This is a genomic window from Caldisericia bacterium (assembly GCA_030018355.1).
Classification (GTDB): domain Bacteria; phylum Caldisericota; class Caldisericia; order B22-G15; family B22-G15; genus JAAYUH01.
In genome coordinates this window covers 217,876-244,518 of sequence record JASEFN010000002.1, presented here as the reverse complement: position 1 = coordinate 244,518, position 26,643 = coordinate 217,876, and the positions used below count along the sequence as shown (strand labels likewise).

Annotated in this window: 30 protein-coding genes, 1 tRNA gene and 1 pseudogene; 6 read left to right on the top strand and 26 right to left on the bottom strand. The window is 27.5% G+C overall.

Annotated features, from left to right (window positions below):
* Positions 1-4: 4 nt before the first annotated feature.
* From QMD25_02775 to efp, 4 genes are read right to left on the bottom strand one after another with little or no spacing between them, the layout of a single operon-like run.
* Positions 5-277, bottom strand: coding sequence for an acylphosphatase (locus QMD25_02775; protein ID MDI6860925.1), 273 nt, complete (start codon positions 275-277; stop codon positions 5-7).
* The gene (gene nusB / locus QMD25_02770) at positions 261-680 is read right to left on the bottom strand and encodes a transcription antitermination factor NusB (protein MDI6860924.1); all 420 of its coding nucleotides are present in this window, start codon (positions 678-680) and stop codon (positions 261-263) included. Before nusB ends, QMD25_02775 begins: the two co-directional genes overlap by 17 nt.
* Positions 670-1,008, bottom strand: coding sequence for an Asp23/Gls24 family envelope stress response protein (locus QMD25_02765; protein MDI6860923.1), 339 nt, complete (start codon positions 1,006-1,008; stop codon positions 670-672). Before QMD25_02765 ends, nusB begins: the two co-directional genes overlap by 11 nt.
* Positions 1,005-1,574, bottom strand: a complete 570-nt coding sequence (gene efp, locus QMD25_02760; protein ID MDI6860922.1) for an elongation factor P — start codon at positions 1,572-1,574, stop codon at positions 1,005-1,007. Before efp ends, QMD25_02765 begins: the two co-directional genes overlap by 4 nt.
* Positions 1,575-1,670: 96 nt before the next feature.
* On the opposite strand from efp, the gene QMD25_02755 reads away from it, so the two are divergent.
* Together QMD25_02755 and QMD25_02750 are read left to right on the top strand one after the other, a co-directional pair.
* The gene (locus QMD25_02755; GenBank protein MDI6860921.1) at positions 1,671-2,444 is read left to right on the top strand and encodes a GNAT family N-acetyltransferase; all 774 of its coding nucleotides are present in this window, start codon (positions 1,671-1,673) and stop codon (positions 2,442-2,444) included.
* Positions 2,445-2,497: 53 nt separating this feature from the next.
* A tRNA-Asn gene (locus QMD25_02750) sits at positions 2,498-2,572 on the top strand.
* Positions 2,573-2,613: 41 nt separating this feature from the next.
* Here QMD25_02750 and QMD25_02745 read toward each other — a convergent pair.
* The gene (locus tag QMD25_02745; GenBank protein ID MDI6860920.1) at positions 2,614-3,120 is read right to left on the bottom strand and encodes a hypothetical protein; all 507 of its coding nucleotides are present in this window, start codon (positions 3,118-3,120) and stop codon (positions 2,614-2,616) included.
* Positions 3,121-3,150: 30 nt separating this feature from the next.
* Complete coding sequence (locus QMD25_02740) at positions 3,151-3,375, bottom strand: zinc ribbon domain-containing protein (protein ID MDI6860919.1); 225 nt, start codon at positions 3,373-3,375, stop codon at positions 3,151-3,153.
* A 638-nt stretch (positions 3,376-4,013) separates the two neighbouring features.
* Here QMD25_02740 and QMD25_02735 point away from each other — a divergent pair.
* Together QMD25_02735 and QMD25_02730 are read left to right on the top strand one after the other, a co-directional pair.
* Positions 4,014-4,691 (top strand): peroxiredoxin, encoded by a 678-nt coding sequence (locus tag QMD25_02735; GenBank protein ID MDI6860918.1) that lies wholly within the window; start codon positions 4,014-4,016, stop codon positions 4,689-4,691.
* Between the two features lie 237 nt (positions 4,692-4,928).
* Positions 4,929-5,102, top strand: a pseudogene (locus QMD25_02730) (heavy metal-binding domain-containing protein).
* A gap of 27 nt (positions 5,103-5,129) precedes the next feature.
* On the opposite strand, the gene QMD25_02725 reads toward QMD25_02730, so the two are convergent.
* The 15 genes from QMD25_02725 to alaS form a co-directional block, all read right to left on the bottom strand.
* Positions 5,130-5,834 carry an ABC transporter ATP-binding protein gene (locus QMD25_02725; protein MDI6860917.1) on the bottom strand — a complete coding sequence of 235 codons (705 nt, stop codon included), beginning with the start codon at positions 5,832-5,834 and terminating at the stop codon, positions 5,130-5,132.
* Positions 5,831-6,505 (bottom strand): cobalt ECF transporter T component CbiQ, encoded by a 675-nt coding sequence (gene cbiQ / locus QMD25_02720; protein MDI6860916.1) that lies wholly within the window; start codon positions 6,503-6,505, stop codon positions 5,831-5,833. The genes QMD25_02725 and cbiQ overlap by 4 nt, the downstream gene beginning before the upstream one ends.
* The gene (locus QMD25_02715) at positions 6,498-6,776 is read right to left on the bottom strand and encodes a PDGLE domain-containing protein (GenBank protein MDI6860915.1); all 279 of its coding nucleotides are present in this window, start codon (positions 6,774-6,776) and stop codon (positions 6,498-6,500) included. The genes cbiQ and QMD25_02715 overlap by 8 nt, the downstream gene beginning before the upstream one ends.
* Positions 6,773-7,414, bottom strand: coding sequence for an energy-coupling factor ABC transporter permease (locus tag QMD25_02710; protein ID MDI6860914.1), 642 nt, complete (start codon positions 7,412-7,414; stop codon positions 6,773-6,775). The genes QMD25_02715 and QMD25_02710 overlap by 4 nt, the downstream gene beginning before the upstream one ends.
* 2 nt (positions 7,415-7,416) lie before the next feature.
* Entirely contained in the window at positions 7,417-7,824 is a 408-nt protein-coding gene (gene nikR / locus QMD25_02705) for a nickel-responsive transcriptional regulator NikR (protein MDI6860913.1), read from the bottom strand.
* A 139-nt stretch (positions 7,825-7,963) separates the two neighbouring features.
* Complete coding sequence (locus QMD25_02700; protein MDI6860912.1) at positions 7,964-9,442, bottom strand: endo-1,3-alpha-glucanase family glycosylhydrolase; 1,479 nt, start codon at positions 9,440-9,442, stop codon at positions 7,964-7,966.
* A 1,100-nt stretch (positions 9,443-10,542) separates the two neighbouring features.
* Positions 10,543-11,760, bottom strand: a complete 1,218-nt coding sequence (locus QMD25_02695) for a type II secretion system F family protein (protein ID MDI6860911.1) — start codon at positions 11,758-11,760, stop codon at positions 10,543-10,545.
* A complete protein-coding gene (locus QMD25_02690; protein MDI6860910.1) occupies positions 11,741-12,826 on the bottom strand; it encodes a type IV pilus twitching motility protein PilT in 1,086 nt (361 codons plus the stop codon). The genes QMD25_02695 and QMD25_02690 overlap by 20 nt, the downstream gene beginning before the upstream one ends.
* Positions 12,823-14,535 carry a type II secretion system ATPase GspE gene (gene gspE, locus QMD25_02685; GenBank protein ID MDI6860909.1) on the bottom strand — a complete coding sequence of 571 codons (1,713 nt, stop codon included), beginning with the start codon at positions 14,533-14,535 and terminating at the stop codon, positions 12,823-12,825. Before gspE ends, QMD25_02690 begins: the two co-directional genes overlap by 4 nt.
* A 7-nt stretch (positions 14,536-14,542) precedes the next feature.
* Positions 14,543-15,046: a YqeG family HAD IIIA-type phosphatase gene (locus QMD25_02680; GenBank protein ID MDI6860908.1), complete on the bottom strand. Its 504-nt coding sequence runs from the start codon at positions 15,044-15,046 to the stop codon at positions 14,543-14,545.
* Positions 15,039-15,275 carry a hypothetical protein gene (locus tag QMD25_02675; protein MDI6860907.1) on the bottom strand — a complete coding sequence of 79 codons (237 nt, stop codon included), beginning with the start codon at positions 15,273-15,275 and terminating at the stop codon, positions 15,039-15,041. The genes QMD25_02680 and QMD25_02675 overlap by 8 nt, the downstream gene beginning before the upstream one ends.
* 5 nt (positions 15,276-15,280) lie before the next feature.
* Positions 15,281-15,895, bottom strand: a complete 615-nt coding sequence (udk, locus tag QMD25_02670; protein MDI6860906.1) for a uridine kinase — start codon at positions 15,893-15,895, stop codon at positions 15,281-15,283.
* The gene (mltG, locus tag QMD25_02665; GenBank protein MDI6860905.1) at positions 15,892-16,878 is read right to left on the bottom strand and encodes an endolytic transglycosylase MltG; all 987 of its coding nucleotides are present in this window, start codon (positions 16,876-16,878) and stop codon (positions 15,892-15,894) included. The genes udk and mltG overlap by 4 nt, the downstream gene beginning before the upstream one ends.
* A complete protein-coding gene (gene ruvX / locus QMD25_02660) occupies positions 16,875-17,294 on the bottom strand; it encodes a Holliday junction resolvase RuvX (protein MDI6860904.1) in 420 nt (139 codons plus the stop codon). The genes mltG and ruvX overlap by 4 nt, the downstream gene beginning before the upstream one ends.
* Before the next feature lie 14 nt (positions 17,295-17,308).
* Complete coding sequence (gene alaS / locus QMD25_02655; GenBank protein MDI6860903.1) at positions 17,309-19,888, bottom strand: alanine--tRNA ligase; 2,580 nt, start codon at positions 19,886-19,888, stop codon at positions 17,309-17,311.
* A 115-nt stretch (positions 19,889-20,003) separates the two neighbouring features.
* Here alaS and QMD25_02650 point away from each other — a divergent pair, with 115 nt between their 5' ends.
* Positions 20,004-20,666 (top strand): CoA transferase subunit A, encoded by a 663-nt coding sequence (locus tag QMD25_02650; protein ID MDI6860902.1) that lies wholly within the window; start codon positions 20,004-20,006, stop codon positions 20,664-20,666.
* Positions 20,667-20,668: 2 nt separating this feature from the next.
* A complete protein-coding gene (locus QMD25_02645; protein ID MDI6860901.1) occupies positions 20,669-21,316 on the top strand; it encodes a 3-oxoacid CoA-transferase subunit B in 648 nt (215 codons plus the stop codon).
* Here the strand turns inward: QMD25_02645 and QMD25_02640 are convergent, their stop codons facing one another.
* From QMD25_02640 to ablA, 5 genes are read right to left on the bottom strand one after another with little or no spacing between them, the layout of a single operon-like run.
* A complete protein-coding gene (locus tag QMD25_02640) occupies positions 21,317-22,135 on the bottom strand; it encodes a 3-keto-5-aminohexanoate cleavage protein (protein ID MDI6860900.1) in 819 nt (272 codons plus the stop codon).
* A gap of 2 nt (positions 22,136-22,137) precedes the next feature.
* The gene (locus QMD25_02635; GenBank protein ID MDI6860899.1) at positions 22,138-22,896 is read right to left on the bottom strand and encodes an OAM dimerization domain-containing protein; all 759 of its coding nucleotides are present in this window, start codon (positions 22,894-22,896) and stop codon (positions 22,138-22,140) included.
* Positions 22,897-22,905: 9 nt separating this feature from the next.
* A complete protein-coding gene (locus QMD25_02630; GenBank protein ID MDI6860898.1) occupies positions 22,906-24,444 on the bottom strand; it encodes a lysine 5,6-aminomutase subunit alpha in 1,539 nt (512 codons plus the stop codon).
* Positions 24,445-24,446: 2 nt separating this feature from the next.
* Positions 24,447-25,394 carry a hypothetical protein gene (locus tag QMD25_02625; protein MDI6860897.1) on the bottom strand — a complete coding sequence of 316 codons (948 nt, stop codon included), beginning with the start codon at positions 25,392-25,394 and terminating at the stop codon, positions 24,447-24,449.
* Positions 25,363-26,643, bottom strand: a complete 1,281-nt coding sequence (ablA, locus tag QMD25_02620; protein ID MDI6860896.1) for a lysine 2,3-aminomutase — start codon at positions 26,641-26,643, stop codon at positions 25,363-25,365. The genes QMD25_02625 and ablA overlap by 32 nt, the downstream gene beginning before the upstream one ends.

Genomic DNA, 26,643 nt, shown 5'->3' with positions numbered 1-26,643 from the left:
ATTTTCATTTTATAACAAAATTTTTAAATTCTCCTGTTGGCTCAAGAAATTTATATTCAAGATTTGAAACAGATGCACCAGTTGGACCAGTTTTTAGGTGTTCCAAAATTTTATTTAAATCTTCTTCTTCTCCTTCTCCTACAAAAGTGACAGTTCCATCAATATTGTTTTTCACGAAACCCTTTATATCATATTTTTTTGCATAATAGTGGATATAAAATCTAAATCCAACTCCTTGAACTATGCCATAAACTTTTGCTTCAAGCCTCTTTTTCACCTCTATACCTCTCTGCAATTCTACCTAAAATTCCATTTATAAATTTATAAGAATCGTCATAACCTCCGTATTTTTTTGCAATTCTTACTGCTTGATCAATAACCGCTCCAGTTGGAACATCTTTTTTAAATAAAAGTTCAAAGGTCCCAATTCTTAAAATATTTTTATCTATTGTTAAAACTCTTTCCCATTCCCAATTTTGCAAAAACTCCTGAATAACTTTATCAATATAATCTAAATTTTCAACAACTCCTTTAAAAAGTTCAACTGCATAAATTATGCTTTCTTCTGGGGTATCATTAAATTCAAACTTTTCAATTATTTTATCTATATCAAAAGAAGTTATATCCCTTTGATACAAAAGTTGAAGGGCCTTCTCTCTTGCTATTTCCCTAACCCTCATTTCTATCTTTAACATCTATATAATAAAAATTTATTTCTTTAATTTTATAAGGAGTAAATTTTTCTAAAGTTTCTTTAATTCTTTTTCTTAAATTTTTGGAGAGTTCTATAAGATCAACAAGATAAAAAACTCTTAAAAGAATATCAATAGTTAAAGACTCATTTTCTCTTTTTATTTTAATTCCCTTTTTTGCTTCATCTCCATCAAATAGGTCAATTAACTCTTTTGCAAAATCTGAACCAATACCCTCTACTTCTCTAAATTCTCTTATTACACCTTCTATGAGATGTTCAATTGCATAATCACTCATAACTAAATTTTCTCTCATTCTTTTTTACCTACCCTTTCAAGATATTCTCCGGTTCTTGTATCAACTCTAATTATTTCACCTTTTTCTATAAAAAGTGGAACTTGAATCTTGAGTCCAGTTTCTAAAACTGCTGGTTTACTTCCTCCTTGTGCTGTATCTCCTTTAAACCCTGGCTCTGTCTCAACAACTTCAAGATCAACATAATTAGGAAGTTCAATACCTATTGCTCTATCTTTATAATACAAAACTTGAATACTCATTCCTTCTTTTAAATAATATTTTTCATCACCAATAAATTCTTCAGGAAGTTCAATCTGCTCATATGTTTTGTTATCCATGAAATAATACATAGTTCCATCATTATACATATATTGAAACTCTTTTCTTTCTACATATGCCTCTTTCACTTTTTCCCCTGCTCTGAAAGTTCTTTCAATTACATTTCCTGTTTCTATATTTCTAATTTTTGTCCTTACAAAAGCAGAGCCTTTTCCAGGTTTGACATGTAAAAAACTTATAACAATCCAAACTTCACCATCAAGTTCAAAAGTAACTCCAGGTCTCAAATCATTAACATCAATCATTATCTCCTCCTAAAGAATCAACTATTTAGATTTTATCAATTAATTTCTATTATATCAAGTAATACAAAATTATGTTATCATTTAAAAGAGGAAATTATGGAAATAAAAATGGCAACAGAAGAAAATATAATTGATTTATTTGTTCCATGTTGTCCAAGTGAGGATAAATATATAAATGCAATAAAATTTATTGCTAATTTATGGAGAGAATTTAGATTTAAATCTGGCTGGAAGGGTTTTATTGCCTATGAATTGGATATCCCAATTGGAAGAGTTGAACTTTGGCCAATTGAAGAGGGTATAAATTTAATATCAGGAAAAGATCTATATTTTATGCCATGTATATGGGTGTTACCAAATTTTCGAAAAAGAGGAGTTGGGAAAGCACTAATTGAAGAAGTTATTAAAAACACAATTGATAGAAGCGGAGTTATGACAATTGGAATTGATGGTGAAGAGTGGATGCCTATCTCTTTTTTTAAAAAATTTGATTTTGAGGAGATTAAACTTAGTGGATTAAATCATCCTTTTAAATCTTTAATTAAAAAGTATAAAGAAATTGAAACACCAAAATTATTAAAACCAACATTTAATCATTTAAAAAAAGAGAATAAAGTTGTTGTGGAAATTGTAAAGAATTTAAGGTGTCCTTTTACTATAGTTTGGTATGAAAAATTAAAAGATACTATTAAAGAGTTTGGAGATAAAATTGAATTAGTAGAGTATGTTCCTCTAACAAAAGATGAAATTTTGAAATATGGTTCAACAAATGTCTATGTTGATGGAGAAGAACCATTTTTTGGTCCGTTATCTTCTGATGAAATAAGAAAAATTTTAAATGAATATCTTTCAAAAAAGGGTTTAATATAAAATAGATAACCATATTGACAAAATTAAAAGATTAAATATAATTTATGATAGGTTCCTCGGTAGCTCAACGGTAGAGCGGGTGGCTGTTAACCACTAGGTTGCAGGTTCGAATCCTGCCCGAGGAGCCAATTTTATTTTTTAAATAAAAAATATTATAAAATTTTATCTCTCATAATATTTGATTAAAGTTTTTTTTATAATTCCAAAGTTTAATTAAATATGCAAATAATCCAACTATAAAAGATAAACTACAAAAAAGATAAATATCTCGTGAAGAAATCTTGCCATATAAGGGGTTTGTTTTTAATGGATAAAATGGTGTTATATCACTATATAAAGGAGAATCTAATAAAATATGAAAGTAAATTCCAAAAAATGAAGTCCATAAAATTTTTTTAAACGGTGAATTTTGTGATAACTTAAAGAAAGACATTATTTTTCTAATTTTATTTTTTAGAAAATAGATAAATATTGCTGTTAAAGTTGCAATTATTGAACCACCTAAGAAACTATGCAAAAAACCGTGTGCACGCCATGGTGCGTTAAAAACAAAAACGCAAAATGGTTCAATGTCAACAATTACACTTGCAACAACAAGTGTGGGTAAATCAAAAATTTTAAATAAAATTATACCTATCCAAGAACTTGGTCCCCAATGAAATGGAGTAAATGGCATTAAAACCTCTCAATTATATTATTATATGAATTATCTACAAGAGGAGCATGAATTCCCATTACACGAGGAACATCCTTTGCTATCTGAACTACTACTTGATTTATTTATAATAAAGACACTTCCAAAAACCTGTGATACCTTTTTACTTTCACATTTTGGACATTTTAATTTCAAACCTTTTTCTTTTTCCTCAAAAGTCGCAAAAATTTCAAACTTCTCTCCACAATCTGAACAAATATATTCATAAGTAGGCATGGTTTTACCTCCATTAAGATAAATCCATAAATAAATTATATAAAAATGGGGATATTTTATTAAGAGTTTCATTAAATCAAAAGATAATGAAATTTTAGAATTTGTGAGTAAACATAAAAATTGGATTGAAAAGAAATTAAGGATTATAGAAAATAGAAAAATAAAGGTTAATCATAAAAAGTTTTCTGTTAAGTAGAAAAAAATTCTTTTTTTTGGAAAATTTTATGATTTGAAAATAGTTAAAAATCAAATTAAACTAATTATCTTTAATGATTGTTTTTATCTATCACAAAATTATCAAAAAGGCAAAAGAGGTATTTGTAAATTTTTGTAAAAAGGTTATAAAAGAAATTTTATGTGTAAAAAAGAGAAGGGATTCATGTACTGCAAGAGGAAATTTTAATTTTTCCTATAGATTAGTTATGGCACCAATAGATGTTAATTAATTATGTAGTTGTGCATGAACTTATTCATTTAATAGAGAAAACTCACAAAAAGAGTTTTTATGAGAAAATATTTAAAATTTTACCAAATTATAAAAAAACATAAGATGGTTGAATGAAAATGGATATTTATTAAATTTTTAATTTTTTAAAATAAATATAAATTTGGTATAATTATAAATAAGGAGGTGCAAAATGTGTGAACATGAAGAAAGAAAAAGCATACCACTTTTAGGTGAAAAATTTCCTGAAATTAAAGTTTTAACAACTCATGGAGAAATGGTTTTACCAGACCATTTCAAAGGTAAATGGCTTGTTTTGTTCTCTCATCCAGCAGATTTTACACCAGTTTGTACTACAGAATTTTTTGCTTTTCAAAAGAGATATGAAAAATTTAAAAAGTTAAATTGTGAATTGATTGGCCTTTCAGTTGATCAAGTATTCTCTCATATTAAATGGATTGAATGGATAAAAGAAAAATTGGGAGTCGAGATTGAGTTTCCTATTATTGCAGATACAGGAGAAGTTGCTGATAAACTCGGATTAATTCATCCTGGAAAAGGAACAAATACAGTAAGAGCAGTGTTTGTTGTAGATGACAAAGGATTTATAAGGATTATCCTCTATTATCCACAAGAACTTGGAAGAAATATTGATGAAATTTTAAGAGCAGTTGAAGGCATGCAAGTTTCTGATAAATATGGAGTCGCAATGCCAGCAAATTGGCCAGATAGTGAAGTAGTGGGAAAAGATCATGTAATAATTCCACCTGCAAAGGATATAAAAACAGCAATGGAAAGATTTGAAAAAGCAAAAAAAGGTGAATTTGAATGCCTTGATTGGTGGCTATGCCATAAAAAACTAGAGAAGTAAAAGGAAAGAAATTTTTAAAAAATTGTTTTGCCCTGGTATATCCAGGGCTTTTTAAATTTAATTGAGTTTTAGAAATTTTTATTATGGGCGTTGTTCTTTTTATTGGCTATATAGTAATCTTATTAATTATTGAAAAAGTCAAAAGGGCAAAGAAGATGGTATAGAAAAATATAGAATCTAAAATAATAAAATTAAAAATAAAATTAAAATTAGAAATTATTAATTAAGGAAGTAAATATGATTTTAACAACATGCGATTATGTACCTAATAAAAAAATTAAAGAAGTTTTAGGTATTGTTCTTGGAAATACTGTAAGAGCAAAAAGTTTTGCAAAAGATTTTACTGCTGCGCTTAAAAACCTTGTTGGTGGAGAGATTAGTGAGTATACTGAACTTTTAAGAGAAGCAAGAAGTTAATTGGAAGATTTGTAGTAAATTTTATATTAATTCACATTCTTCTAAAAGTTTTTTATCTTTTAATATTTTATCTTTATCATCAAAACTAATTATTTTCCCATTATATAATAAAATAATTTTAGAACATAAATTATAAATCATATCTAAATCATGAGAAACAATAATTTTTGTTCCATCAATCTTTTTAATAATTTCAATAATTTCTCTTCTTGATTTTGGATCAAGTCCTTGAGTTGGTTCATCAAAAATTATTATTTCTGGTCTCATTGAAAGAATAGTTGCAATTGAAATTTTTTTCTTTTCACCAAAACTTAAATGATTTGGAAAGTAATTTTTATATTGAACCATATTAATATCTTTTAGTACATCATCCACTCTTTTCATCACTTCATCTTCTTTTAATCCCAAGTTAAGCAGACCAAAAGATATATCATCAAAAACAGTCGGAGAGAAAAGTTGATCATCTGGATTTTGAAAAACAATTTGCACTTTTTTCCTTATCTCCTTTAGATTCTCTTTTTTTAAAGGAATATCAAAAATTTTTATTAAACCATCTCCTTTTAATATTCCTACAAGATTTAAGATGAGAGTTGTTTTTCCTGAACCATTTTTTCCAATAATCCCTATGTTTTCTCTTTCATAAATAACAAAATTTATATTTTGAAGTTTAAAATTACTATTTTCATATGAAAAATTTAAATTTTTTACAACAATAGCCTCTCTCATGCAATCCTTATAAAGATAAGAATCAATATAAATAAAAATAAAATAAAAATTTCCTTTTTATTTAATTCTAATTTTAAAATGTATCTAATTTCATTCTCATATCCTCTCAATTTCATTGCATTAAAAATTCTCTCACTTCTTTCAATTGATCTTAAAAGTAAAACTCCAATTATGTTTGAATAAACTTTTACTTGTCTTTTAAAATATCCCCCAAAGTATCTCATATCTCTTGCAATTTCAATTTTTTTAATTTCATCAAGTAATATAAAAAAATATCTATAAATTAATAGTGTAGTATTTAAAATTTCTTTCGGAATTCCTAATATCTTTAAACTTTGAATTAAATAAACAAAATTTGTTGTCTCGATTAATAAGATAATTGCAGATAAAGATATAACAGGCTTTAGAGTAATGGATACAAAATTTAATTTATCGAAAGAAGATATTTTATATTTCATAAAAAGATTTGTAATTGAAAAAATAATTATGAATGGTAATAATAAAAATAATTTTTTAAGAAAAGTCTTTACCTTAATTTTTGATGCAATTATTAAAATTAAAATTATAATTAAGTAAATCAATAGTTTCTCAAGTTCTCTATTATTTATTGAAATAACTGAAAAAATAAACAATATTGTAAAGAGAAATTTTAATAAAGGATTTTTAATCAATCTTTTTTTTAAATACTAGACCAAGAAGATACAGAGAAATAAAGGTAATAATAACTCCAAAAATACCAGAGAGAATTGTAGATAGATTAACATTTTGAACTAAAGGAATTGTATAATCTGGCATTGGAGATGAAATTAAAGTTCTTTCTTTCTCTTGAAAATTAAAAATTTCGCTCACTTTTTCAAGTCCATCAGGAAAAGAAGATGCAAAAGGCGAAAATAAAGCAAGAATTATTGAAATTATAAATAAAATTAATATATATTTTTTCATTTCATACCTCCTAAAGTTTCTGGAATAATTAAATCTTTTCTAATTTTGTAAAGAAAACTTAAAATTAATGATGTTATAACTCCTTCACCTATTCCAATTAAAGCATGAATTCCAACCATCGTGGGTAATCCTAAAGAAATTGGAATAGTATTTGAAATTCCAAGTTGTATAGAACAAAATGCTGCACCAATAACAACAGATAGAAATGATGATAAAAAAGAAGAAATTATAAAATTATTTTTAAAAAATTTTAAAAAATTTTTATAAAGGTAAAAACCTAAAAAGGGACCAACAACTCCCATATTAAATATATTTGCACCAAGTGAAATAATTCCACCATCTGCAAAAAGAAGAGATTGAATTAATAATATTGAACTCATGGTAATTAAACCTGCAAAAGGACCTAAAACAATTCCAAGTAAAACTCCACCAACAAAATGACCTGAAGTACCATTTAAAATTGGAAAATTTAACATTTGTGATGCAAAAACAAAAGCACCTAAAACTCCCATTAATGGAATGATTTTTTCATTTAAATTATCCCTTAATTTTTTTATTGAATATGAAAGAAAAACCGCTGAAATTCCCCAAAAAGAAATAGTTGTTTTTACATCTAAAAAACCATCAGGAATATGCATAATTAAACCTCCTCAATTTTAATAATTGAAGTATTAAATTTTAAATTCTTAATACTTTTCAATGTCTTATTTAATTCATAAACTCTTTTTGAATTTCCTTTAAATGCAATTACCTCAAGACAATTATCCTTATCAATATGAACATGGAGATTTGAAATTATAATATCATTAAAATCATGTTGCAAATCAACCAACTTGTTTGATAAATCTCTTTTATGATGGTTATAAAAAAGTGTTATTGAACCAAAAACAGTCTCACTTTTAATCCACTCTCTTTTAGTTAAAGTTTCTGAAATTAAATCGCTAATGGCTTTTGATCTTGTTGGATAATTTTCCTCTTTTATAAAATTATCAAATCTTTTTAATAAATTTTTTTCTAAAGAAACTCCAAAACGAACAAGTTCTCCCATAACTTCTCCTTTGTAACACAATTTTTAAAATTCATAACACAATTATGAATTAAATTTATAAATTTGTCAAGTATAAATTACATGAGTACACAACATATTCGATTTTGTTAATATGCTGTTTTAAATTATGAAATAATAGTTAATGGCCTTTCCATTTGCTAGCAAATACATAGGTTATCCATAAATATATACCCCCGTAAAGTTCACTTGGCTCAATATATGTATGTTCCCACCATTCATTCCATGTAGTTATAAAAATTAAATCTGGATCACTTTCTATTGCTGCTTCAAATGTATTCCAATAGCACCAACCATTTTCTCTATCTTTTACATAACCTATTCTTCCTGGTATAAGTCGATCATCATAACCCGGCTGAACAGTTGCAACCCAAATTTTTGATTTGTTAGGCTCATCTGATAACAATGAAAAATAACGAGTATAAGAACTTACAGTTTTATAAACTTCATTAAGATCTTTGAAACCAAAAATTCCATATTCATGTATTCCATCAAATACATTAAGATTATCAATATTATAGCCGCACCCAATATAAATAGCATCTCTTCCTTCATTTCTTAGTTTTGTAAAAATATTTTCCCATGTTTTAAGTGGAACTTCTTGTGATGCCCAAATAACAATAACAGGTTTACCATCAATTTTTAAAAATGCTGGATGATCTCCATATTTATCAATAATATATTTAAGCATTTGATAAATTTCTTCCTCATCTCGAGGACCAGTTTCAGTTAAGGTTTCAAAATAGATTGAGATAGAGAAATTTTTTTTATGTGCTAAATTTAGAAGTATTTCTAAATTTTGATCTTCATAATGTTTTGGCCCCCACCATGAAGAGATAAAACCATCTATTCCTGCTTGTTGAGCCTGTGTAATTTGGCGAAGAATTGCCTTTGGGTCATTTGAAGAATATAATTTTAATGGTCTATCTCTAAGCATAGGACTTGACCAATCATATTCATGATACCATGGATAATAAAAAGACAGAATCATTTTTTTAGTAGGACGATTAATTACTATTTGAGTATGTGAAAGATTTTTTAGTAATTTTAGATCAATTTCAAATGATATGGGATTTAATCCTTCACTACCTGGAACTTCACCAATATGCGTAATTTCTTTAATAATCTGGATCTTTTCATTTGTAATAATAAAAATTCTTACAATGCTTTTTCCCAAATTACCCTTTTTAAGAATGAAAAAAAGAGGTTGAGTAATTTTTTCTGAAGAAATTGCAAAATCAACTTTCATACCTACCATCTTTTCTTTAATAGATTCTTCAAGTGGTTGGTTTAAACTTAACATATTATATTCCAATCCAATATGAGTTGGTATTCCTATTTTCTCAATAAATCTCATAGTTAAAATTGTTTCTACCATATTAACTAATTCAAGAGTTGTCCAATCTGAAGTTGTTAAATATTCTATTCTAAGATGATAATAATCAATATAAATTGGGATATTAAAATTAGCTAAAGAAGGTGGCTTTGAATTATTTATAGACGAAAAGGTTGTTATAATAGGTATTTGAACACAAAATATAAATCCAATTACTATTAAAATAGAAATTGTAATTTTAATTAATATTTTTTTGTTTTTCATCTTTTTTACCTCCATTTTTCTATTTTTTATTTATTTATTTTTGATAAAATCTCATATTTTTAATATAAGTCCAAACACGCTAAAAATTTAAAAAAATCTACCTATATTGTATCATCTAATTTAATATTTAATAGAATATCAATTTACTTACTAAGATTAAAACAGGCATAGAAAAATATAAATTTAGGTTTACTTATAATCCATATTTTTCAAAAAAGAAGAAAATTTTTAATTCTCTTTTTATCTTCATATAAATACAAAAATTAGATAAATCTTATGCTTTCAATGAAGTCAATATATTTTGAATTTATGGCGTTTATATTTATTTAAATTTGTAAAAGTTAATTAGATTTTTTTCCAATAAATCTTTTGTTTGTTTTAAAACTTGAATCATCTCATTAAGATATAATTCAGATAGTTTTGTTTTTGAAAATCTAACTCCCAGAGAATAAACTTTATCTTGAACATTGTCAAAAATAGGAAATGATAAATCACATATTCCATAAGTAAATTCTTCAATTGATAAAGAAAATCCATCTTTTTTTATCTTTTTTATTTCTTTTAAAAATTCATTTAAATTATCTTTTGTATAAATAGTATACTTTTCAAAATTAATTTTATTAAAAATCTCTTTTCTTTTTGAATTATCTAAAAAGGATAAAATTACTTTGCCAAATGATGTTGCATGAATAGGAAAAAACTCATAATTGTTTTTCTTTGAATTTGAATAGATAATTTTTAATTCACTATTTTCAATTTTTAAAAAGTATATTTCTTCTTTTAATTTATTTCCTAATTCAACTAAAATATTTTCTATGATAAAGTAGATTGGCTCTTTAAAAATTAATTTTTTAGAAATATCAAAAATTTTTTTTGTTAAAAAATATCTGGCATCACCCTTTTTATGTTCTAAAAAACCCTTTTTTACTAAAATGGATAAAATTCTATAACTTCCAGATTTACTTAATTTAAAAAGATCTGATATCTCACTTAAATCAATATATGGTTCATCTTTTAAAAAAATAAATTCTAAAATATCAATTAATTTTCCTTGTGAACCAAGAAAATCTTTATCTTTAATCTAAAAATCCTCCACTTTTTTATTGAATTTGACCAACCATATAGAAAATTGGAAGATAAAGAGAAATTACTATAAATCCAATAATTCCTCCAACAAAAATTATGAGAAGTGGTTCAACCATTGATGTTAATTGCCCCACTGCTCTATCTACCTCTTCTTCATAAAATTCTGATACTTTTTTAAGCATTCCCTCCAATTCTCCAGTTTCTTCACCAACTGCGGTCATTTGAACAACCATTGGAGTAAAAAGTCCCGAATCTTCCATTGGTTTAGAAAGAGTTTCTCCTCTTCTTACTCTATCTTCGATTTTTGTTATTTCTCTTTCAATTATCACATTATCAACAGTTGAAGCAACAGTGTCTAATGCTTGAAGAAGTGGAACACCAGCAGCAAGAAGAGAAGAAAGGGTTCCTGTAAATCTTGCCATTATTGTAAGGTGATTTACTTTTCCAAGAATTGGCATTCTAAGTTTTCCCCTATCTACTCTTTCTTTACCAAATGGAGTTGATTTATATGCATTGTATACTACAAATCCACCTATTAAAGCACCTAATATTAACCACCAATATTTAATAAGTGTTCTTGAAAGATTGAGTGTAAATGCTGTCATAGCAGGAAGTGGAACATTTAAATCTGCAAAAAATCCTGCAAATCTTGGAACAAAAATTGTTAGCATAAAAAATCCAAGAGATAATGCGAAAATAAGAACAAACATTGGATAACTCATTGCACTTTTTATTTTTTGTCTTAATCTATAATCATTTTCAAGAAACTCAGTTATTCTTTCTAAAGATCTATCAAGTGTTCCTCCGACTTCTCCTGCTCTTACCATACTTACATAAAGATTTGAAAAAATTGTTGGATAATTCATTAAACTTGTTGATAATGGAATTCCAGATTCAACATTTCTTTTTAATTCTTTTGCAACTTCTCTTAATTTTTTAGTTGGTGATTGATATGAGAGTATATCAAGAATTCTTGTTAAGGGGAGTCCTGCTTTAAGCATAGTAGTGAATTGTCTTGTAAAGAAAAGAAGATCTTTAATGCTAACTCCCCTTTTACCAAAAAATCTATATAAAATTCCTGCTATTCCACTCTCTTCGCTTTTTTCAATTTTAATTGGAATTAAGCCTCTTTTTTTAAGAGTTGATTCGAGTTCTTCTGCATTAGATGCTTCTAAAACACCCTCCACTACTTTTCCATAACTATCTCTTCCTTTATATTTGAACTTTGCCATAACTCTCTCTTCCTAATATTTTAATCATCTCCTCCCTATCATAAGAATATTTAATTGCATCATCATAAGTGATTAATCCTCTATCATATAAATCTTTTAAAGATTGATTCATTGTTTGCATACCAATATCTCTTGAAGTTTGAATTATTGTATTTATCTGATATGTTTTATTTTCTCTTATAAGATTCCTTACTGCGGGTGTTACTATTAAAACTTCAGTTGCAAGAACAAGACCTTGACCATCTTTTCTTGGAATAAGTTGTTGTGAAAAAATTGCAGATAAGTTATTTGAGAGTTGAATTCTAATCTGTTGTTGTTGATATGGTGGAAAAACATCTATTATTCTATCAATAGATTGTGCAGCTGTATTTGTGTGGAGTGTTGCAAAAACAAGATGACCTGTTTCTGCTGCAGTTATTGCTGCTGAAATAGTTTCAAGATCTCTCATTTCACCAACAAGGATCACATCTGGATCTTCTCTTAAAACACTTCTTAATGCATTTGGAAAAGATTTTGTATCAGAACCAAGTTCTCTCTGAACAACAATACTCCTTTTGTGTCTAAATAGATATTCAATAGGATCTTCTATTGTTATTATATGAACGCTTTTTGTTGCATTAATTTTATCAATTATAGATGCAAGAGTCGTTGATTTTCCTGAACCTGTTGCACCAGTTACCAATACAAAGCCTTTTTCAAGTTCAACTACTTTATTCATAACAGGTGGAAGACCCAACTCTTCAAATGTTGGAATTTCCCAAGGTATCACTCTAAATGCTGCCGCAACTGTTTGTCTCTGTCTAAATACATTAACTCTAAATCTTCCAACATGCGGTACACCAAAAGAAAAATCTATTTCCCAATTTTCTTCGAAAACTCTTTTTTGTTCATCATTCATTATTGGATAAATTAACTCCTCAATCTCCTCAGGTGTTAATGGATCGCCCTTTAATGGAATTAAATTCTTTTTTATTCTAAATACAGGTGGAAGACCTGCTGTTAAATGAAGATCTGAAGCATTTTTCTCTTTACAAATCTTCAATAAATCATCTAATTTATATATCATCCTTCTAACACCTCAACTGTTGAAATTACTCTTATAACTTCCTCTACTGTTGTAATTCCTTTTTTAGCCTTATCAATAGCATCTTGAAGAAGAGTTATTGTTCCATTATTAACAGCATAATCTTTTATCTCTGTTGATGATTTTCTTTGAAGAATCATCTCTCTTATTGTATCATCAATTTTTAAAACTTCTTGTACTGCAATTCTTCCTTTATATCCACTATTTCCACATACTTGACATCCTCTACCTCTATAAAAAACTCCGTCATAATCCTCTATTCCAATCTGTTTTAAAATAAATTTATTTGGTTTATACTCCTCTTTACACTCATTACAAATTTTTCTTACTAATCTTTGAGCAGTAACTCCAATTAAAGACGACGCAATTAAATATGGTTCAATTCCCATATCAATTAATCTTGTTGGTGCTGAAAAAGAATCATTTGTATGAAGAGTTGAAAAAACAAGGTGACCTGTTAATGCTGCTTCCATTGCTATTTGTGCTGTTTCTCTATCTCTTATCTCACCCACAAGAATTATATCTGGATCTTGTCTTAAAAATGCTCTTAAAGCGTTTGCAAAAGTTAAATTTATTTTTGGATTAACTTGAACTTGTGTTATGCCATCAAGTTGATATTCAACAGGATCTTCTACTGTCAATATATTTACTTCTGGAGTATTCAAAATTCTTAAAATTGCGTAAAGAGTAGTGGATTTTCCAGAACCTGTTGGTCCTGTTATTAAAATCATACCATATGGTTGTTTAATAAGAGTTTTGAAAATCTCTAAACTTTGTTCTGAGAAGCCTAATTGTTCAAGAGGAATTAAAGATCTTTCCTTATCAAGAATTCTTAAAACAACTTTCTCTCCAAAGATTCCAGGAAGAACAGACACTCTTAAATCCACTTCTCTTCCTCTAAATTTTAAATTTATTCTTCCATCTTGTGGTCTCCTTCTTTCTGCAATATCTAAATTTGCCATAATTTTTGCTCTTGAAATTAAACCTGGTTGAATATTTTTGGGAAGATTCATAGCATCTCTTAAAATTCCATCAATTCTATATCTTATTCTTAAAAATCTTTTTTGTGGTTCAATATGTATATCTGATGCATTTGAAGTTATTGCTTCAGTTATTATTTGATTCATAAGTCTAATTATTGGTGCTGTTTCTGCTAAACTTTTCGCCTCATCAATTGATAATTCAACATCTTTCACTTCTTCTTTTTCAACTTCAATTGCACCACCAGCCATCTCTTTCACAGCTTCTTTAACAGTTGTTTCCATTGCATAATATTTTTCAATATTTCTTAAAATTGATTCATAGGATGCAACAAATATTTTTATATTTGGTATAAAATTTCTAAGATAATCTATTGCAACAATATCAGTTGGATCTGCAATTGCAACCATAATTTTATCATCTCTTGATCTTCCAAAAGGAATTGCTTTGTATCTTCTTGCAATTTCTTCAGATATAAGATGAACTATCTCTTTATCAATTTCAACAGTTGAAAGATCAATATAAGGAAAACCCCATTGTCTGGCTAAAAGATTTGCATATGTTTCTTCATTTATATATTTCAATCTTTTTAAAGTGTCAAGAAGTGGCTCACCACTTTTTTTACTCTCTTCAAGAGCAGTTTTGAGTTGATCTTCTGTTATTATTCCATCAGTTATTAAATTAGTGCCGAATTGAGAGTATTTATCCATAAACTAATTATAGCATAACACAATTTTTAATTTTTTTTAAAATTGATTTCTCAAAAAATCTCTGAAATTTTGTTAAAATAAAATCTCTATTTTTGTCTTTTGGTTCAACAAGTATTGTATAAAAACCTAAAACATTACCACCTAAAATATCTGTAAAAATTTGGTCTCCAATTAAAATTATCTTATCTCTTTTTAAATTTAAAATCTTTAACATTTTATAAAAAGAAAAAGGGAGTGGCTTTAATCCATTAAAAATTATAGGAATATTAAGTTCTTTTATCTTTTCAATTTCTCTTTTTTTTCTATTATTTGAAATAACTCCTATTTTAAAACTCTCTTTCGCCCTTTTTAACCAGTTAAAAGTTTCTTCTTCTATAAAAGTATCTCCTCTTTTTATTAATGTATTATCAAGATCTAAAATTATACCCTCATATGAAATATATTTATCTAAATTTAAATTTATATCTTCTACTCTTTTATAAAATTCTTTTGGATAAAAAATTTTAAGCATTACCATAATTTAATGGTTCATAAATTAAAGGTAATATTTCAGAAACCTCTTTTAAAAAAGATATCATATCATTCATTAAGGATTTGTCAAAAGATATATCCATTATTCCTAAATTGTCATCAACATAAGTGTATAAAATCATCGCTTTACCTTCGAGCGATTCAATTAATGTTTGAAGTATCATTATGTTTTCTTTTGGAAAAAATAATCTTAAAATAGTTTCATTCATTAATTTTACTCCCTAAAAAATTCTTTTATTCTACTAACAACTATATCAATTGCAACTATATTAAAACCACCTTCTGGAATAATTATATCAGCAAATCTTTTTGTTGGTTCAACAAATTGAATATGCATAGGTCTAACAACTTCAGTATACTGTTTTATAACTGAATCAATTGTTCTCCCCCTTTCTTTTATATCTCTTAATAATCTTCTAATGAGTCTTATATCTGCATCTGTATCAACATAAATTTTTATATCCATAAGTTTTCTTATCTCTTCAAAAAATAAAGCGAAAATACCTTCAAGAATAATTATTCTTTTGGGTCTTATCTCTTCATAATCTTTAAGTCTTGTATATTCAACAAATGAGTAAATTGGTTTTTTGACGCTTTCACCTTTTAAAAGAGCCTCAATATGAGATTTTAGAAGGGGTATATCAAAAGCATCTGGATGATCATAATTTATTTTTAATCTTTCTTCAAAAGGTATATGAGAATTATCTTTATAATATGAGTCCATATCTAATATTAAAATATCCTCACCAATTTTTTCTTTTATATTATGAGCAACTGTTGTTTTTCCAGATCCAGTTCCTCCAGCAATTCCAATAAACATTATTTTCATGGCATAACCTTATGTATATTTCTCAAATGCTCTTCAAAAGTTTTTGCAAAAAGATGTTTTCCATTTCCATCAGCCACAAAATAAAGATAATCTGTCTTTTTAGGATTTAAAACAGCAATTATTGATTTAATTGAAGGATTACATATTGGTGTTGGAGGAAGGCCACTATATTTATAAGAATTATATGGTGAATCGATTTCAAGTTCTTTTGAAGAAAGTGTATATGATGGGTTATCAAGAATATATTTTAGGGTTGGATCTGCTTGAAGTGGCATACCTATTTCGAGTCTATTCATAAAAACTCCAGCAATAATATCTCTTTCTTCATCAACCATCGCTTCTTTCTCAACAATTGATGCAAGTTTTAAAATGTCATATTTATTAAGTGATCCATTATAATTTTTGTAAACTTCAAAAAATATTTTATTAAAATTTTCAAGCATCATTATAATATTTTTTTCTAAATTATCTCTTTCAAAATAATATGTATCTGGATATAAAAATCCTTCAAGCGATTTTGCATCTTCAAAAATATAATCTTTATATTTTTCTATTTTAGTTGTCTCTTCTAAAAATTTCTCTTTTGTACATAATCCATTTTCTTCAAAAGTTTTTGCTATATCTTTTATGGTAAATCCTTCTTTTATTGTTACTTTTATAAATGGCGGAATTCCTCCTTGAGTTAATTTAAAAAGGACTTCTTTTAGATTCATTTTTTCGTTAAATTCATAAATTCCTGATTTCAGTTTATCATCAATTTCATAGTATTTTGCAAAAATAACAAAAAATTCGACATTTTTGATTATTTTATTCTCTTTCAATAGTTTACCAATTTCTCTTGGAGTTAGACCATCTTTGATATAAACTTTCTTAGGTTCAAAATCTTTTGGTGGTTTAAATTCTTCATAAGCATATAAACTTAATGAGAGAAGAATAATAAGAATAGTTATAAAAATTATTGTTAATATCTTCAAAATTCTCATTTTATCCTCTCAAGATATGAGTTTAAAATTATAATTGCACTTGTCAAATCATCTTGAATCTTTTTTTCTTTTATTTTCTGTCTTTTTTTCTTCTCAAAAGAAAATCTTTCTTTTGCTATTTTTGTTGTAAATCTCTCATCTATAAGTTCAACTTGAATTCTTAATCTTTTTTCAATTTCATCTTTAACTTTTAAAATCTTTTCACCCTCTTTATTAATCTCACCTGAAAGTGAAATTGGAATTCCCAAAACAATTTTTTCAATTTCATACTTTTCTGTTAATTCTTTAAGAACTTTCAACTTTTCTTCAAAATCTCCATAAAAAACACCAATTCCATTTGCTGAAATCTTTAATTCATCAGAGATACTTACACCCATCTTTTTCTCTCCCCAATCAACACCTAAAATTCTTTTCATTTTTAATCCTTATTTTATATTTTTCCAATTAAAAATTCTTTTATCAAATTTAAATCTAACTCAACCTTTTCAATTCTTCCTTGTGCAATATCCTCTTTACCTCCTCCCTTGCCTCCATATTTTGAATTTAAAAAGTTAAGAATCTCTTTTGCTGAAATTTTTTCTTTTAATAAATCTGAAATAAATATAGAAATATTTTTTAAGTCTTTATTTGAAAGGAAAATAAATATAAATTCTTTTTCTCTCTCTTTTAATTTATCAAAGATAGAGAAGCTATCTTGTGGATTTAGAATCTTATCTTGAATTAAAATTAACTTTGATTCTTTAATTTTAATTGAATTTTTTATTGCATTTTCAAGTAAAAGATCAAAATATCTTTCTTTTAAAACTCTAATAATATTTTCAAGTTCCTTTATATTATCTTTTAATTTTTGAACTTTCAAGATGACTTCATCATCTTTTGCAGAAAGAGAAAGAGACAAATTCTTAAAATCTTTTGAGAGTTTGTTTAAATAATCTATAACCTTAAGACCAGTTATTGCTTCAATTCTTCTTAAATTTGTTCCAATTCCTCTTTCAGAAATTATTTTAAAACCACCTATTTCAATTGTGTTAGATACATGTGTTCCACCACAAAACTCTTTTGTTAGTTCATCCACAGAAACAACTCTTACAATTTGTCCATACTTTTCACCAAATAAAGCAATTGCACCTTCTCTTTTTGCTTCTTCAATATTTTTAAAATTTACTATAACGGGTAAACTTTCATAAATCCAATTATTTATTTTTCTTTCAATTTCATGATACTCTTCATCTGAAATTTCTGAAAAATGAGAAAAATCGAATCTTAAATAGTCTTCTGAAACAAGAGATCCTTTTTGAGTTGCATGTTCTCCAAGAACCTCTCTTAATGCTTTATGAAGAAGGTGTGTTGCTGTGTGGGCTCTTTTTATTCCCTCTCTTCTTTTTCTATTAACATAAGAATAAACCTTATCTCCCTCTCTTATCTCTCCATCTAAAACTCTTATTATATGAACTATTAAATTTTCAACTGGTGATTTTGTATCTAAGATAGATATATATAAATTTTCTCCTTTTATTTCACCAATATCTCCAACTTGACCGCCTTTTTCGCCATAAAATGGAGTTTTGTCAAGAATAAGCAATCCTTCTTCACCTTTTGATAGTTTTTGAACTCTTCCACCGTTTTTCATTAAAAGTAGAACTTTTCCTTCGCTCTCTAAAGTATCATATCCAATAAATTCTGTCTCACCAAATTCTTCTTTTATTTTTATGTAATCTAAACTCTCTTCAAATATTTTCGATTCTTTTGCAATTTTTCTACTTCTTTCTCTTGACTGATTTAAAGCATCCTCAAATTCTTTTTTATTATAAGAAAGACCTCTTGTTGATAAAATATCTTCAATAACCTCTGCTGGTAAACCATATGTGTCATAAAGGAAAAATATATCTTTTCCAGAAATTTCGGTTTTACCCTCTTCTTTTGCTTTTTCTACCAAATTCTCAATTATATCAATTCCTTTCTCAAGTGTCTCAATAAATGTTTTTTCTTCACTTAAAATAACTTTCTCAATTTTTTCATCAATTCTTAAAAATTTATAAGGCTCTTTAAATTTTTCAACAACTACAGGATAGATTTTATATAAAAATGGTTCTCTTGCCTGAAGAGCCCATCCAGAAGAAAAGGCTCTTCTTATTAATCTTCTCAAAACATAACCTCTTCCTTCATTTGATGGAAATAGATTTTCAGAAATTAAAAATGTAATTGCTCTAATGTGGTCTGCAATGACTCTAATATTTATTTTTGTTTTCTCATCATAATCACATTTAAGAACCTTTGTTATCTTCTCTATTATTGGAAAAAATATATCTGTCTCAAAATTACTTTTCCTATTTTGTAAAATCATTGTTATTCTTTCAAGACCCATTCCAGTATCTATATTTTTTCTTGGAAGCGGATTAAGTGTTCCATCTTTTTTTCTATCAAATTGAGTAAAAACAAGATTCCACACCTCAATAAATCTATCTCCTTCGGATGCTGGACCTAATGAAGGATCGTTACAATAAAATTCCTCTCCTAAGTCATAATAAATTTCAGAATCAGGACCACATGGTCCTTCCTCTCCCATCTGCCAAAAGTTATCTGGTAGTTTAACAATCCTCTCTTGAGGAATACCAATTTTTTTCCAAATATTAAGTGCCTCCTCATCATCTGGATAAATTGAAATCCAAATTCTATTTTTATCTAAACCCCAATTTTTGGTAAGAAGAGTATATGCCCAAGAGATTGCCTCTTCTTTAAAATAATCACCAATCGAAAAATTCCCAAGCATTTCAAAAAAAGTGTGATGTCTTATTGTTTTACCAACTTGTTCTATATCGTTTGTTCTTAAACAAGCCTGACATGTGGCTATTCTTCTTTTTGGAGGTTCCTCTTCACCAAGAAAGTAAGATTTTAACGGAACCATTCCTGCTGCTGTAAAAAGAAGAGTTGGATCTTTTGGGATCAAAGAAAAAGAGGGTAAAATTAAGTGATCTCTTTCTTCAAAAAATTTTAAAAAATCATTTCTTATCTTATCTGAAGTAATAATCTCTAACCTCCTTAAAGAGAAAAATTAACTTTTCTAATTATTATATCATAAGAAATTTTGATAAAATAGAGTTAAAAATCTTCTTTGGGAGGTGTAAATGTTTGAGAAAGTGAGAGATCCAAAAGAAGCACTTCTCTTATCTGGTTTAAAAGATGGTTCAACTCTTCTTATTGCAGGTTTTCTTGCAAATGGTACAAGCGAAATATTAATAGATGCAATTTTAGATTTAGGAGTAAGAGAACTCACTGTTATTTGTAATGATACATCTTATCCTGATAAAGGAGTCGGAAAGTTAATAAAGGAGAAGAGGGTAAAAAAAGTAATAACAACTCATATTGGAACAAATCCAGAAACTCAAAAACAATATATAAACAAAGAAATTGAAGTTGAATTTGTTCCGCAAGGAACACTCATTGAAAGATTAAGAGCATATGGAGCAGGATTAGGCGGAATATTAACCCCAGTTGGTGTTGGAACAGTTGTTGAGGAAGGGAAACAAAAATTTTTAATAAATGGAAAAGAGTATTTATTAGAACTACCTCTTGGAGGAGACATTTCAATTATAAAGGCTAAATGGGGGGATAAATTTGGAAATTTAAAATATTATGGAACAGCAAGAAACTTTAATCCAGTAATGGCACTCGCTGGAAAAAAAGTAATTGCTGAAGTTGAAAATTTAGTTGAGATTGGGGAAATGAATCCAAATGAAATCGAAACTCCTGGAATTTTTATTGATTATATAGTAAAGGGAGGAATTTAAAAATGGAGCCAAAGGAAATAATTGCAAAAAGAGTCGCAAAGGAGTTAAAAGATGGTGATATTGTAAATTTAGGTTTTGGAATTCCAGTTTTAGTTTCAAATTATATTCCAAAAGGAGTAAGAGTTATCTTTCAAGGAGAAAATGGTATTTTAGGAATTGGTGAAATTAATAAAGAAAATCCTGATCTTGAGGTTACAAATGCTGGTAATGTCCCAGTAAAAACACTGCCTTTTTCTTCATTTTTTGATACATTCATGTCTTTTACAATGATTAGAGGAGGACATATCGATGTAACAGTTCTTGGAGGCATTCAAGTTGATGAAGAGGGGAATCTTGCAAACTGGATAATCCCAGGAAAAATGATTGCAGGAATTGGAGGAGCAATGGATCTTGCAGTTGGTGCAAAGAAACTGATTGTTGCTATGGAACATACTGCAAAAGGCGAACCAAAAATTTTAAAAAAGTGCACCTATCCATTAACTGCAAAAAAGAGAGTAAATCTTATTGTCACAGAACTTGCTGTAATAGAAGTTAAAAATGATGGACTTCTTCTAAAAGAAATTAGTCCATTTACTACTGTAGATGAAGTTATTTCAAAAACTGAAGCAAAATTAAATATTTCAAAAGACCTTAAAGTTATGGAAATTTAATTATCTCTTTAAATTTAAGATTTTTCTCGCTTCAGCAACTGTTGCAATATCTCTTCCAAACTCAATACTAAATTTTGCTACTCTTTCAACCAGTTCAGCATTTGATTTCGCTAAGACACCTTTTTTTAAATAGATATTATCTTCAAAACCAACACGAGTGTGACCTCCAAGAGTAACGGCAATTATACTGAGAGGAAACTCATATCTACCTATTCCTGCAACCATCCAAGTTGAATTTTTAGGAATTGAGTTAACAAGGAAAATTAAATTTTTTGGGTCTCCACTCATGCCTCCTGGAACTCCAAGAACAAAATCAAAATGAAGCGGTTCTTCAATTAAACCCTCTTTTAATAATCTCATTGCATTATCAATCATTCCTGCTTCAAAAATTTCAAGTTCAGGTTTTATATTCTTTTCTTTCATTATTATGGCAAATTTTCTTATCCAATCTGGTGGATTATAAAAAACTCCGTCTCCAAAATTTACAGTCCCAACAGTCAAAGAAGCGAAAGGGGGGTTTAGTTCAAGTGGCTCTGCTCTATCTTCAAAACTCATTCCTATTGCTCCACCAGTCGAAATTTGAATTATAATATCTGGAACCTTTTCTTTTATTTTTTCAATTATCTCTTTATATCTCTCTTTTTTCTGGGTTGGATTACCAAATTCATCTCTTGCATGAAGATGAACAACGGTTGCTCCTGCATTATAACACCTTAAAACTTCATCAGCAATCTCATCTGGTGTTAATGGAAGGTATGGTGTATCTTTTCTTGTTACCTCAGCCCCAACAGGGGCGACTGTAATAATTAATTTTTCCATTTTTAACTCCATTTATCTAACAAATTTCTGTTTATAACTTCATTTATTATATAAAATGCAACATCAGATGGATATGTATCACTACCAAAACCCATATCATAACCTAATTCATGTGCAAGTTCTTTTGTGATTCTAAATCCACCACAAATTAATAAAAGTTTATCTCTTATATTTTCTGCTTCAAGAAGTTCTACAAGATGAGTTAGATTTTTAAGATGAATGTTTCTTTGAGTGACAGTTTGAGATATTAAAACAACATTTGGTTTAAATTCAAAAATTTTTGAAATTAAAAATTCATGAGGTACCTGTGCACCTAAATTTAAAATTTCAAAAAATGGATATCTTTCAAGTCCAGAATCTCCTTTATATCCTTTTGCATTAATTATTGCATCAAGCCCAACCGTGTGGGCATCTGAACCAATTGTTGCTGCAATTATTTTTATTTTTTTACTTAAAACTTTTTCTCCAAATTCCAAAACTTCATGATATTCATGTTTCTTTTTCTCTTCTTCTTTTATCTCAATTTTTGAAACCTGTACTCCTTTTTTAAATTTTCCATAGAGGATGAAAAATGAAAAATTTTCATAAAGATCTTTTTCAAAAACAATTATTTCATCAGTTAAATTCATCTCTCTTGCAATTTTTCTTGCTATCTCTCTTGAAAGATTTGAAAGTTTAATAGGAAGAGAAAAAGATACCTGAACCATCCCATCATTTGGTAGATCACCATAAGGTCTTACAATTAAATCTTTCTCTTTCATATTTAACCTCTAAATTTTAAATTCAATATAATCTTTATCTTTCTTGAAAACACCATCATACCCTCTTCCTTCAAATTTTGGTCTTTTAATATTTGAAAAATATCCTTTTTCTAGTGCATTAAAAAGACCTAAACTCTCAATTTCTTCAAGAGTTTGAACTGCTTTATCAAAAACAGTTTTTGCTCTTTTTTCAATCAGTCCACCACTTTTAATTAAAAACTCTTTTGATATATCCTTTAAATTATTTCTAATATATTTTGCATTTTCGATTGCAAGATATCTATCTTGTACAAATGGAGTGTGAAGCGCTTCTGTTAACATTCCAAGAAGAACAATTTCTTGATCTGTTAAAATAGAGACAATATTAAATAATGTATCCATTGCATAAGAGAGGAATATATTTCCAGTCTTATATCTTGTTGGTGGCATATATTTTATAGGTGAATTTGGGAATAGTTCTCTTACAAGTTGAGCCTGTGCAATTTCATATAAGAAACCATTTTCTAAATTTGGGTCAAGTTCAAATGCATGACCCAAACCAATTAAACTTTCATCCATATTGGAGAGTTTTGCGAGTTGTTCATTAATAAGTTGTGAAACAATAACTGTGTAATAATATTCAAAAGAGTCAACTGTTTTTATTAAATTATCTTCTCCTGTAACAATTGGAATACCCGAAAGTGATAGAATATATCTACTGAATTTTTGATCAATCATTGTTCTAATCGGATTTAAATTTCTAAATAAAATTCCGTATAAAGCATCATTTACCATAAGATCTAATCTTTCAAGAGAAGCAATTATTGAAATTTCTGGCATACATAAACCTGAAGAGTAATTGACAAGTTTTATATATCTTTTCACATTATGGGTAACTTCATCTAACTTTTCTCTTACAAATCTAAAGTTTTCTTGAGTTGCATATGTTCCACCATACCCTTCTGTAGTTAAACCATAAGGTACATAATCAAGAAGAGATTGTGCAGTGCTTCTTATAATTGCAATGTAATCTGCTCCTAAATATGCGGCTGATGCTGCTTGTTTTGCATCTTCATATATGTTTCCAGTTGCAACTATTACATAAAGATAAGGTTTTTCAAGAGGAGGATATTTTTGAATAAACTCTTCCCTTTCCTCTTTTCTTTTTTTTATTCTCTCAAAGCACTCTTTTATAAGTTCTATTGATCTTTTCTCTATTTTTTCTTTTTCGTTAAATGGAATCTTATCTAATTTAATTTCACCAAGAATTACTCCTTTTACAAACTCTTCAACATTTAAAGAACTAAAATTTAATAAACCATTTGATATTGTAAAAAGAACTCCTTTTGCTAAAAGATTCTCCTTTTTTAGTTTCTCAATAAAAAGATTAACAATAGGAACTCCCTTTGAATCAACTCCATAAATTCCAAGCAGTCTTAAAATACCTCTTTCAATTGAAACAGTTGAGAAATCTTTAATTTCATCTACAACTTTCTCTGAAATTCTTTTTGCAATTTCTTTTGCATAAAAAACTTTTTCTTTATTTAAGGAAAGAGTGCCTCTCTCCATATTTACCTTCCTTTAATAGGATCGAAAATTTCAAATGGTTTTAATTTCTCTTTTAATGTATTAAAAATTTCTATCTCATCATCTAAATTAAAAAATCCTTCCTGATAAAAGGAGGAAAATGATATACCCAAAAGATTAACTTTTTTCAAAACATAAATTTCACCGTCTAATTTTTTAAAATCATAAAATTTCTTTTTTGAAATAAAAATATTATATGGGTGTTCGACAATCACTTTTTTAATATTTTCATTAATTAACTCTTCTAAAATAGAATCTGTAAGAGCACCATTAATAAAAACAAAATCATCCTCCAACTTGTTAATTTTTTTGAGTTGTTTTTCATTAATTTTTTTTCTTATCCTATCTTTTATTTCATCATAAATTTCTGGAAGAGAAAAAATTTCTTTATAAAAAACAGTTTCTTCAACTATTTCCTCTTTTTTATCAATTATGTTTAAACCAGTTTGAAGAATGATGCCATCAGAATACTTTATACTAACCTTCCTGTCAATTGCACCATCAATAAGTATTATGTCAAAATTAAATTCATTTAACTCATCTAAAACCCTTTGAAGATCTTTTCCAATATAAGGGCCAGATACTTCAACATCTCCTTCTTTCTCTAATTTAATTAAAATTAACTCACCCTTTGAAGTATATATGCCAAATTTTTTTAAAATAAAAAATTCTAAATTTTTATCTTTAATTGATTCAATTGATGTAACAACATAAAAATTCTCTTTTAAGTGAATTTTTGGCTTCTCAAAAAGAAAAAGGTGATCAAAGCTCTCTCCATCAATTCCAATTGATGTTATACAAACTTTTTTATTCTCTTTTTCTAAAAGTTCAATTAATTTATTAAGCGTGGTTGTTTTACCACAATTTTTTGAGAGACCAATTATTGATAATATTTTTATATTATTCTCTCTTAGTTTTTGTATAATATCCATTTCTTCTTTTAATTCTCTCTGATTGAGGTGGTTCAATTAAAAGTCGTTCTCCAGATAAAATTGATGCAGGACCATCTTTACTTATGAGATTACTCTCTTTTAAACATAAATCACAATTTTTAGGACATTTTGAAATTTTATCTTCAGGTTCAGTATATGAGAAAAAGCCACCTTCATAATTTCTTAAAACAACTTTTCTATCAGACATTGAAATAAGATAATTTGGAAAAACTGGGATCTTTCCACCTCCTAAGGTATCAATTATATATGTTGGAACTTTAAAACCAGAAACATGTCCTCTTAAATTCTCTATTATTTCAATTCCTTTACCAACAGATGTTCTAAAATGAGAAATACCTTGCGAGAGATCGCATTGATAGAGATAATATGGTCTAACTCTAATTTTTACAAGTTCATTTACAAGTTTCTTTTGAATTACAGGACAATCATTTATTCCTTTAAGAAGCACGCTTTGATTTCCAACTGGAATACCTGCATCGACAAGTTTTAAAATAGCCTTTTTACTATCTTCTGTTATCTCTTTGTAATGATTGAATTGAGTATTAAGCCAAATTGGGTGATATTTTTTTAGCATGTCAACAAGTTTATCAGTTATTCTCATTGGAAGAGTTACAGGCGCTCTTGTTCCAATTCTTATAACTTCAACATGAGGAATTTTTCTTAACTCTTTTAATATAAATTCAAGAGTATCATCAGAAACCAAGAGAGCATCTCCACCAGATAAAAGTACATCATTTATCTCATTGTGCTCTCTAATATATTCAATTCCTTGTAAAAGTTCATCTCTTGTTCTAGCCCTATCTCTTTCACCTGCAAATCTCCTTCTTGTACAATGTCTACAATACATAGCACATTGATCTGTTATTAAAAATAAAACTCTATCAGGATATCTATGTGTAAGACCTTTAACAGGAGAATCAACTTCTTCAAAAAGTGGATCTAAAATATCTTCCTCTTTTATATCTAACTCTTTTATTGTTGGAACAGACTGTTTTCTTATAGGATCGTCTGGATCATCTTTATCCATTAAAGTTATCCAATAAGGTGTTATTGCCATTCTAAGTTTTATTAGTGAATTTTTAACTCCTTCTTCTTCAATTGGAGTTAAATTTATAACTTTTTTAAGTATTTCTAAATTCATAACTCTATTTCTCATTTGCCAATGCCAATCATACCATTCTTCCTCTTTCACATCTTTCCAAATCTCTATCTCTCTATAATCTCTCAT

Coding starts and splice junctions, on each gene's coding strand:
- nusB (MDI6860924.1), bottom strand. CDS start 680: ATGAGGGTTAGGGAAATAGCAAGAGAGAAGGCCCTTCAACTTTTGTAT.
- QMD25_02765 (MDI6860923.1), bottom strand. CDS start 1,008: ATGAGAGAAAATTTAGTTATGAGTGATTATGCAATTGAACATCTCATA.
- efp (MDI6860922.1), bottom strand. CDS start 1,574: ATGATTGATGTTAATGATTTGAGACCTGGAGTTACTTTTGAACTTGAT.
- QMD25_02755 (MDI6860921.1), top strand. CDS start 1,671: ATGGAAATAAAAATGGCAACAGAAGAAAATATAATTGATTTATTTGTT.
- QMD25_02745 (MDI6860920.1), bottom strand. CDS start 3,120: ATGCCATTTACTCCATTTCATTGGGGACCAAGTTCTTGGATAGGTATA.
- QMD25_02740 (MDI6860919.1), bottom strand. CDS start 3,375: ATGCCTACTTATGAATATATTTGTTCAGATTGTGGAGAGAAGTTTGAA.
- QMD25_02735 (MDI6860918.1), top strand. CDS start 4,014: ATGTGTGAACATGAAGAAAGAAAAAGCATACCACTTTTAGGTGAAAAA.
- QMD25_02725 (MDI6860917.1), bottom strand. CDS start 5,834: ATGAGAGAGGCTATTGTTGTAAAAAATTTAAATTTTTCATATGAAAAT.
- QMD25_02715 (MDI6860915.1), bottom strand. CDS start 6,776: ATGAAAAAATATATATTAATTTTATTTATAATTTCAATAATTCTTGCT.
- QMD25_02710 (MDI6860914.1), bottom strand. CDS start 7,414: ATGCATATTCCTGATGGTTTTTTAGATGTAAAAACAACTATTTCTTTT.
- nikR (MDI6860913.1), bottom strand. CDS start 7,824: ATGGGAGAACTTGTTCGTTTTGGAGTTTCTTTAGAAAAAAATTTATTA.
- QMD25_02700 (MDI6860912.1), bottom strand. CDS start 9,442: ATGAAAAACAAAAAAATATTAATTAAAATTACAATTTCTATTTTAATA.
- QMD25_02695 (MDI6860911.1), bottom strand. CDS start 11,760: ATGGCAAAGTTCAAATATAAAGGAAGAGATAGTTATGGAAAAGTAGTG.
- QMD25_02690 (MDI6860910.1), bottom strand. CDS start 12,826: ATGATATATAAATTAGATGATTTATTGAAGATTTGTAAAGAGAAAAAT.
- gspE (MDI6860909.1), bottom strand. CDS start 14,535: ATGGATAAATACTCTCAATTCGGCACTAATTTAATAACTGATGGAATA.
- QMD25_02680 (MDI6860908.1), bottom strand. CDS start 15,046: ATGCTTAAAATTTTTTATCCAAAAGAATTTTATAAAAGAGTAGAAGAT.
- QMD25_02675 (MDI6860907.1), bottom strand. CDS start 15,275: ATGAATGAAACTATTTTAAGATTATTTTTTCCAAAAGAAAACATAATG.
- udk (MDI6860906.1), bottom strand. CDS start 15,895: ATGAAAATAATGTTTATTGGAATTGCTGGAGGAACTGGATCTGGAAAA.
- mltG (MDI6860905.1), bottom strand. CDS start 16,878: ATGAGAATTTTGAAGATATTAACAATAATTTTTATAACTATTCTTATT.
- ruvX (MDI6860904.1), bottom strand. CDS start 17,294: ATGAAAAGAATTTTAGGTGTTGATTGGGGAGAGAAAAAGATGGGTGTA.
- QMD25_02650 (MDI6860902.1), top strand. CDS start 20,004: ATGTTTGAGAAAGTGAGAGATCCAAAAGAAGCACTTCTCTTATCTGGT.
- QMD25_02645 (MDI6860901.1), top strand. CDS start 20,669: ATGGAGCCAAAGGAAATAATTGCAAAAAGAGTCGCAAAGGAGTTAAAA.
- QMD25_02640 (MDI6860900.1), bottom strand. CDS start 22,135: ATGGAAAAATTAATTATTACAGTCGCCCCTGTTGGGGCTGAGGTAACA.
- QMD25_02635 (MDI6860899.1), bottom strand. CDS start 22,896: ATGAAAGAGAAAGATTTAATTGTAAGACCTTATGGTGATCTACCAAAT.
- QMD25_02630 (MDI6860898.1), bottom strand. CDS start 24,444: ATGGAGAGAGGCACTCTTTCCTTAAATAAAGAAAAAGTTTTTTATGCA.
- QMD25_02625 (MDI6860897.1), bottom strand. CDS start 25,394: ATGGATATTATACAAAAACTAAGAGAGAATAATATAAAAATATTATCA.
- ablA (MDI6860896.1), bottom strand. CDS start 26,643: ATGAGAGATTATAGAGAGATAGAGATTTGGAAAGATGTGAAAGAGGAA.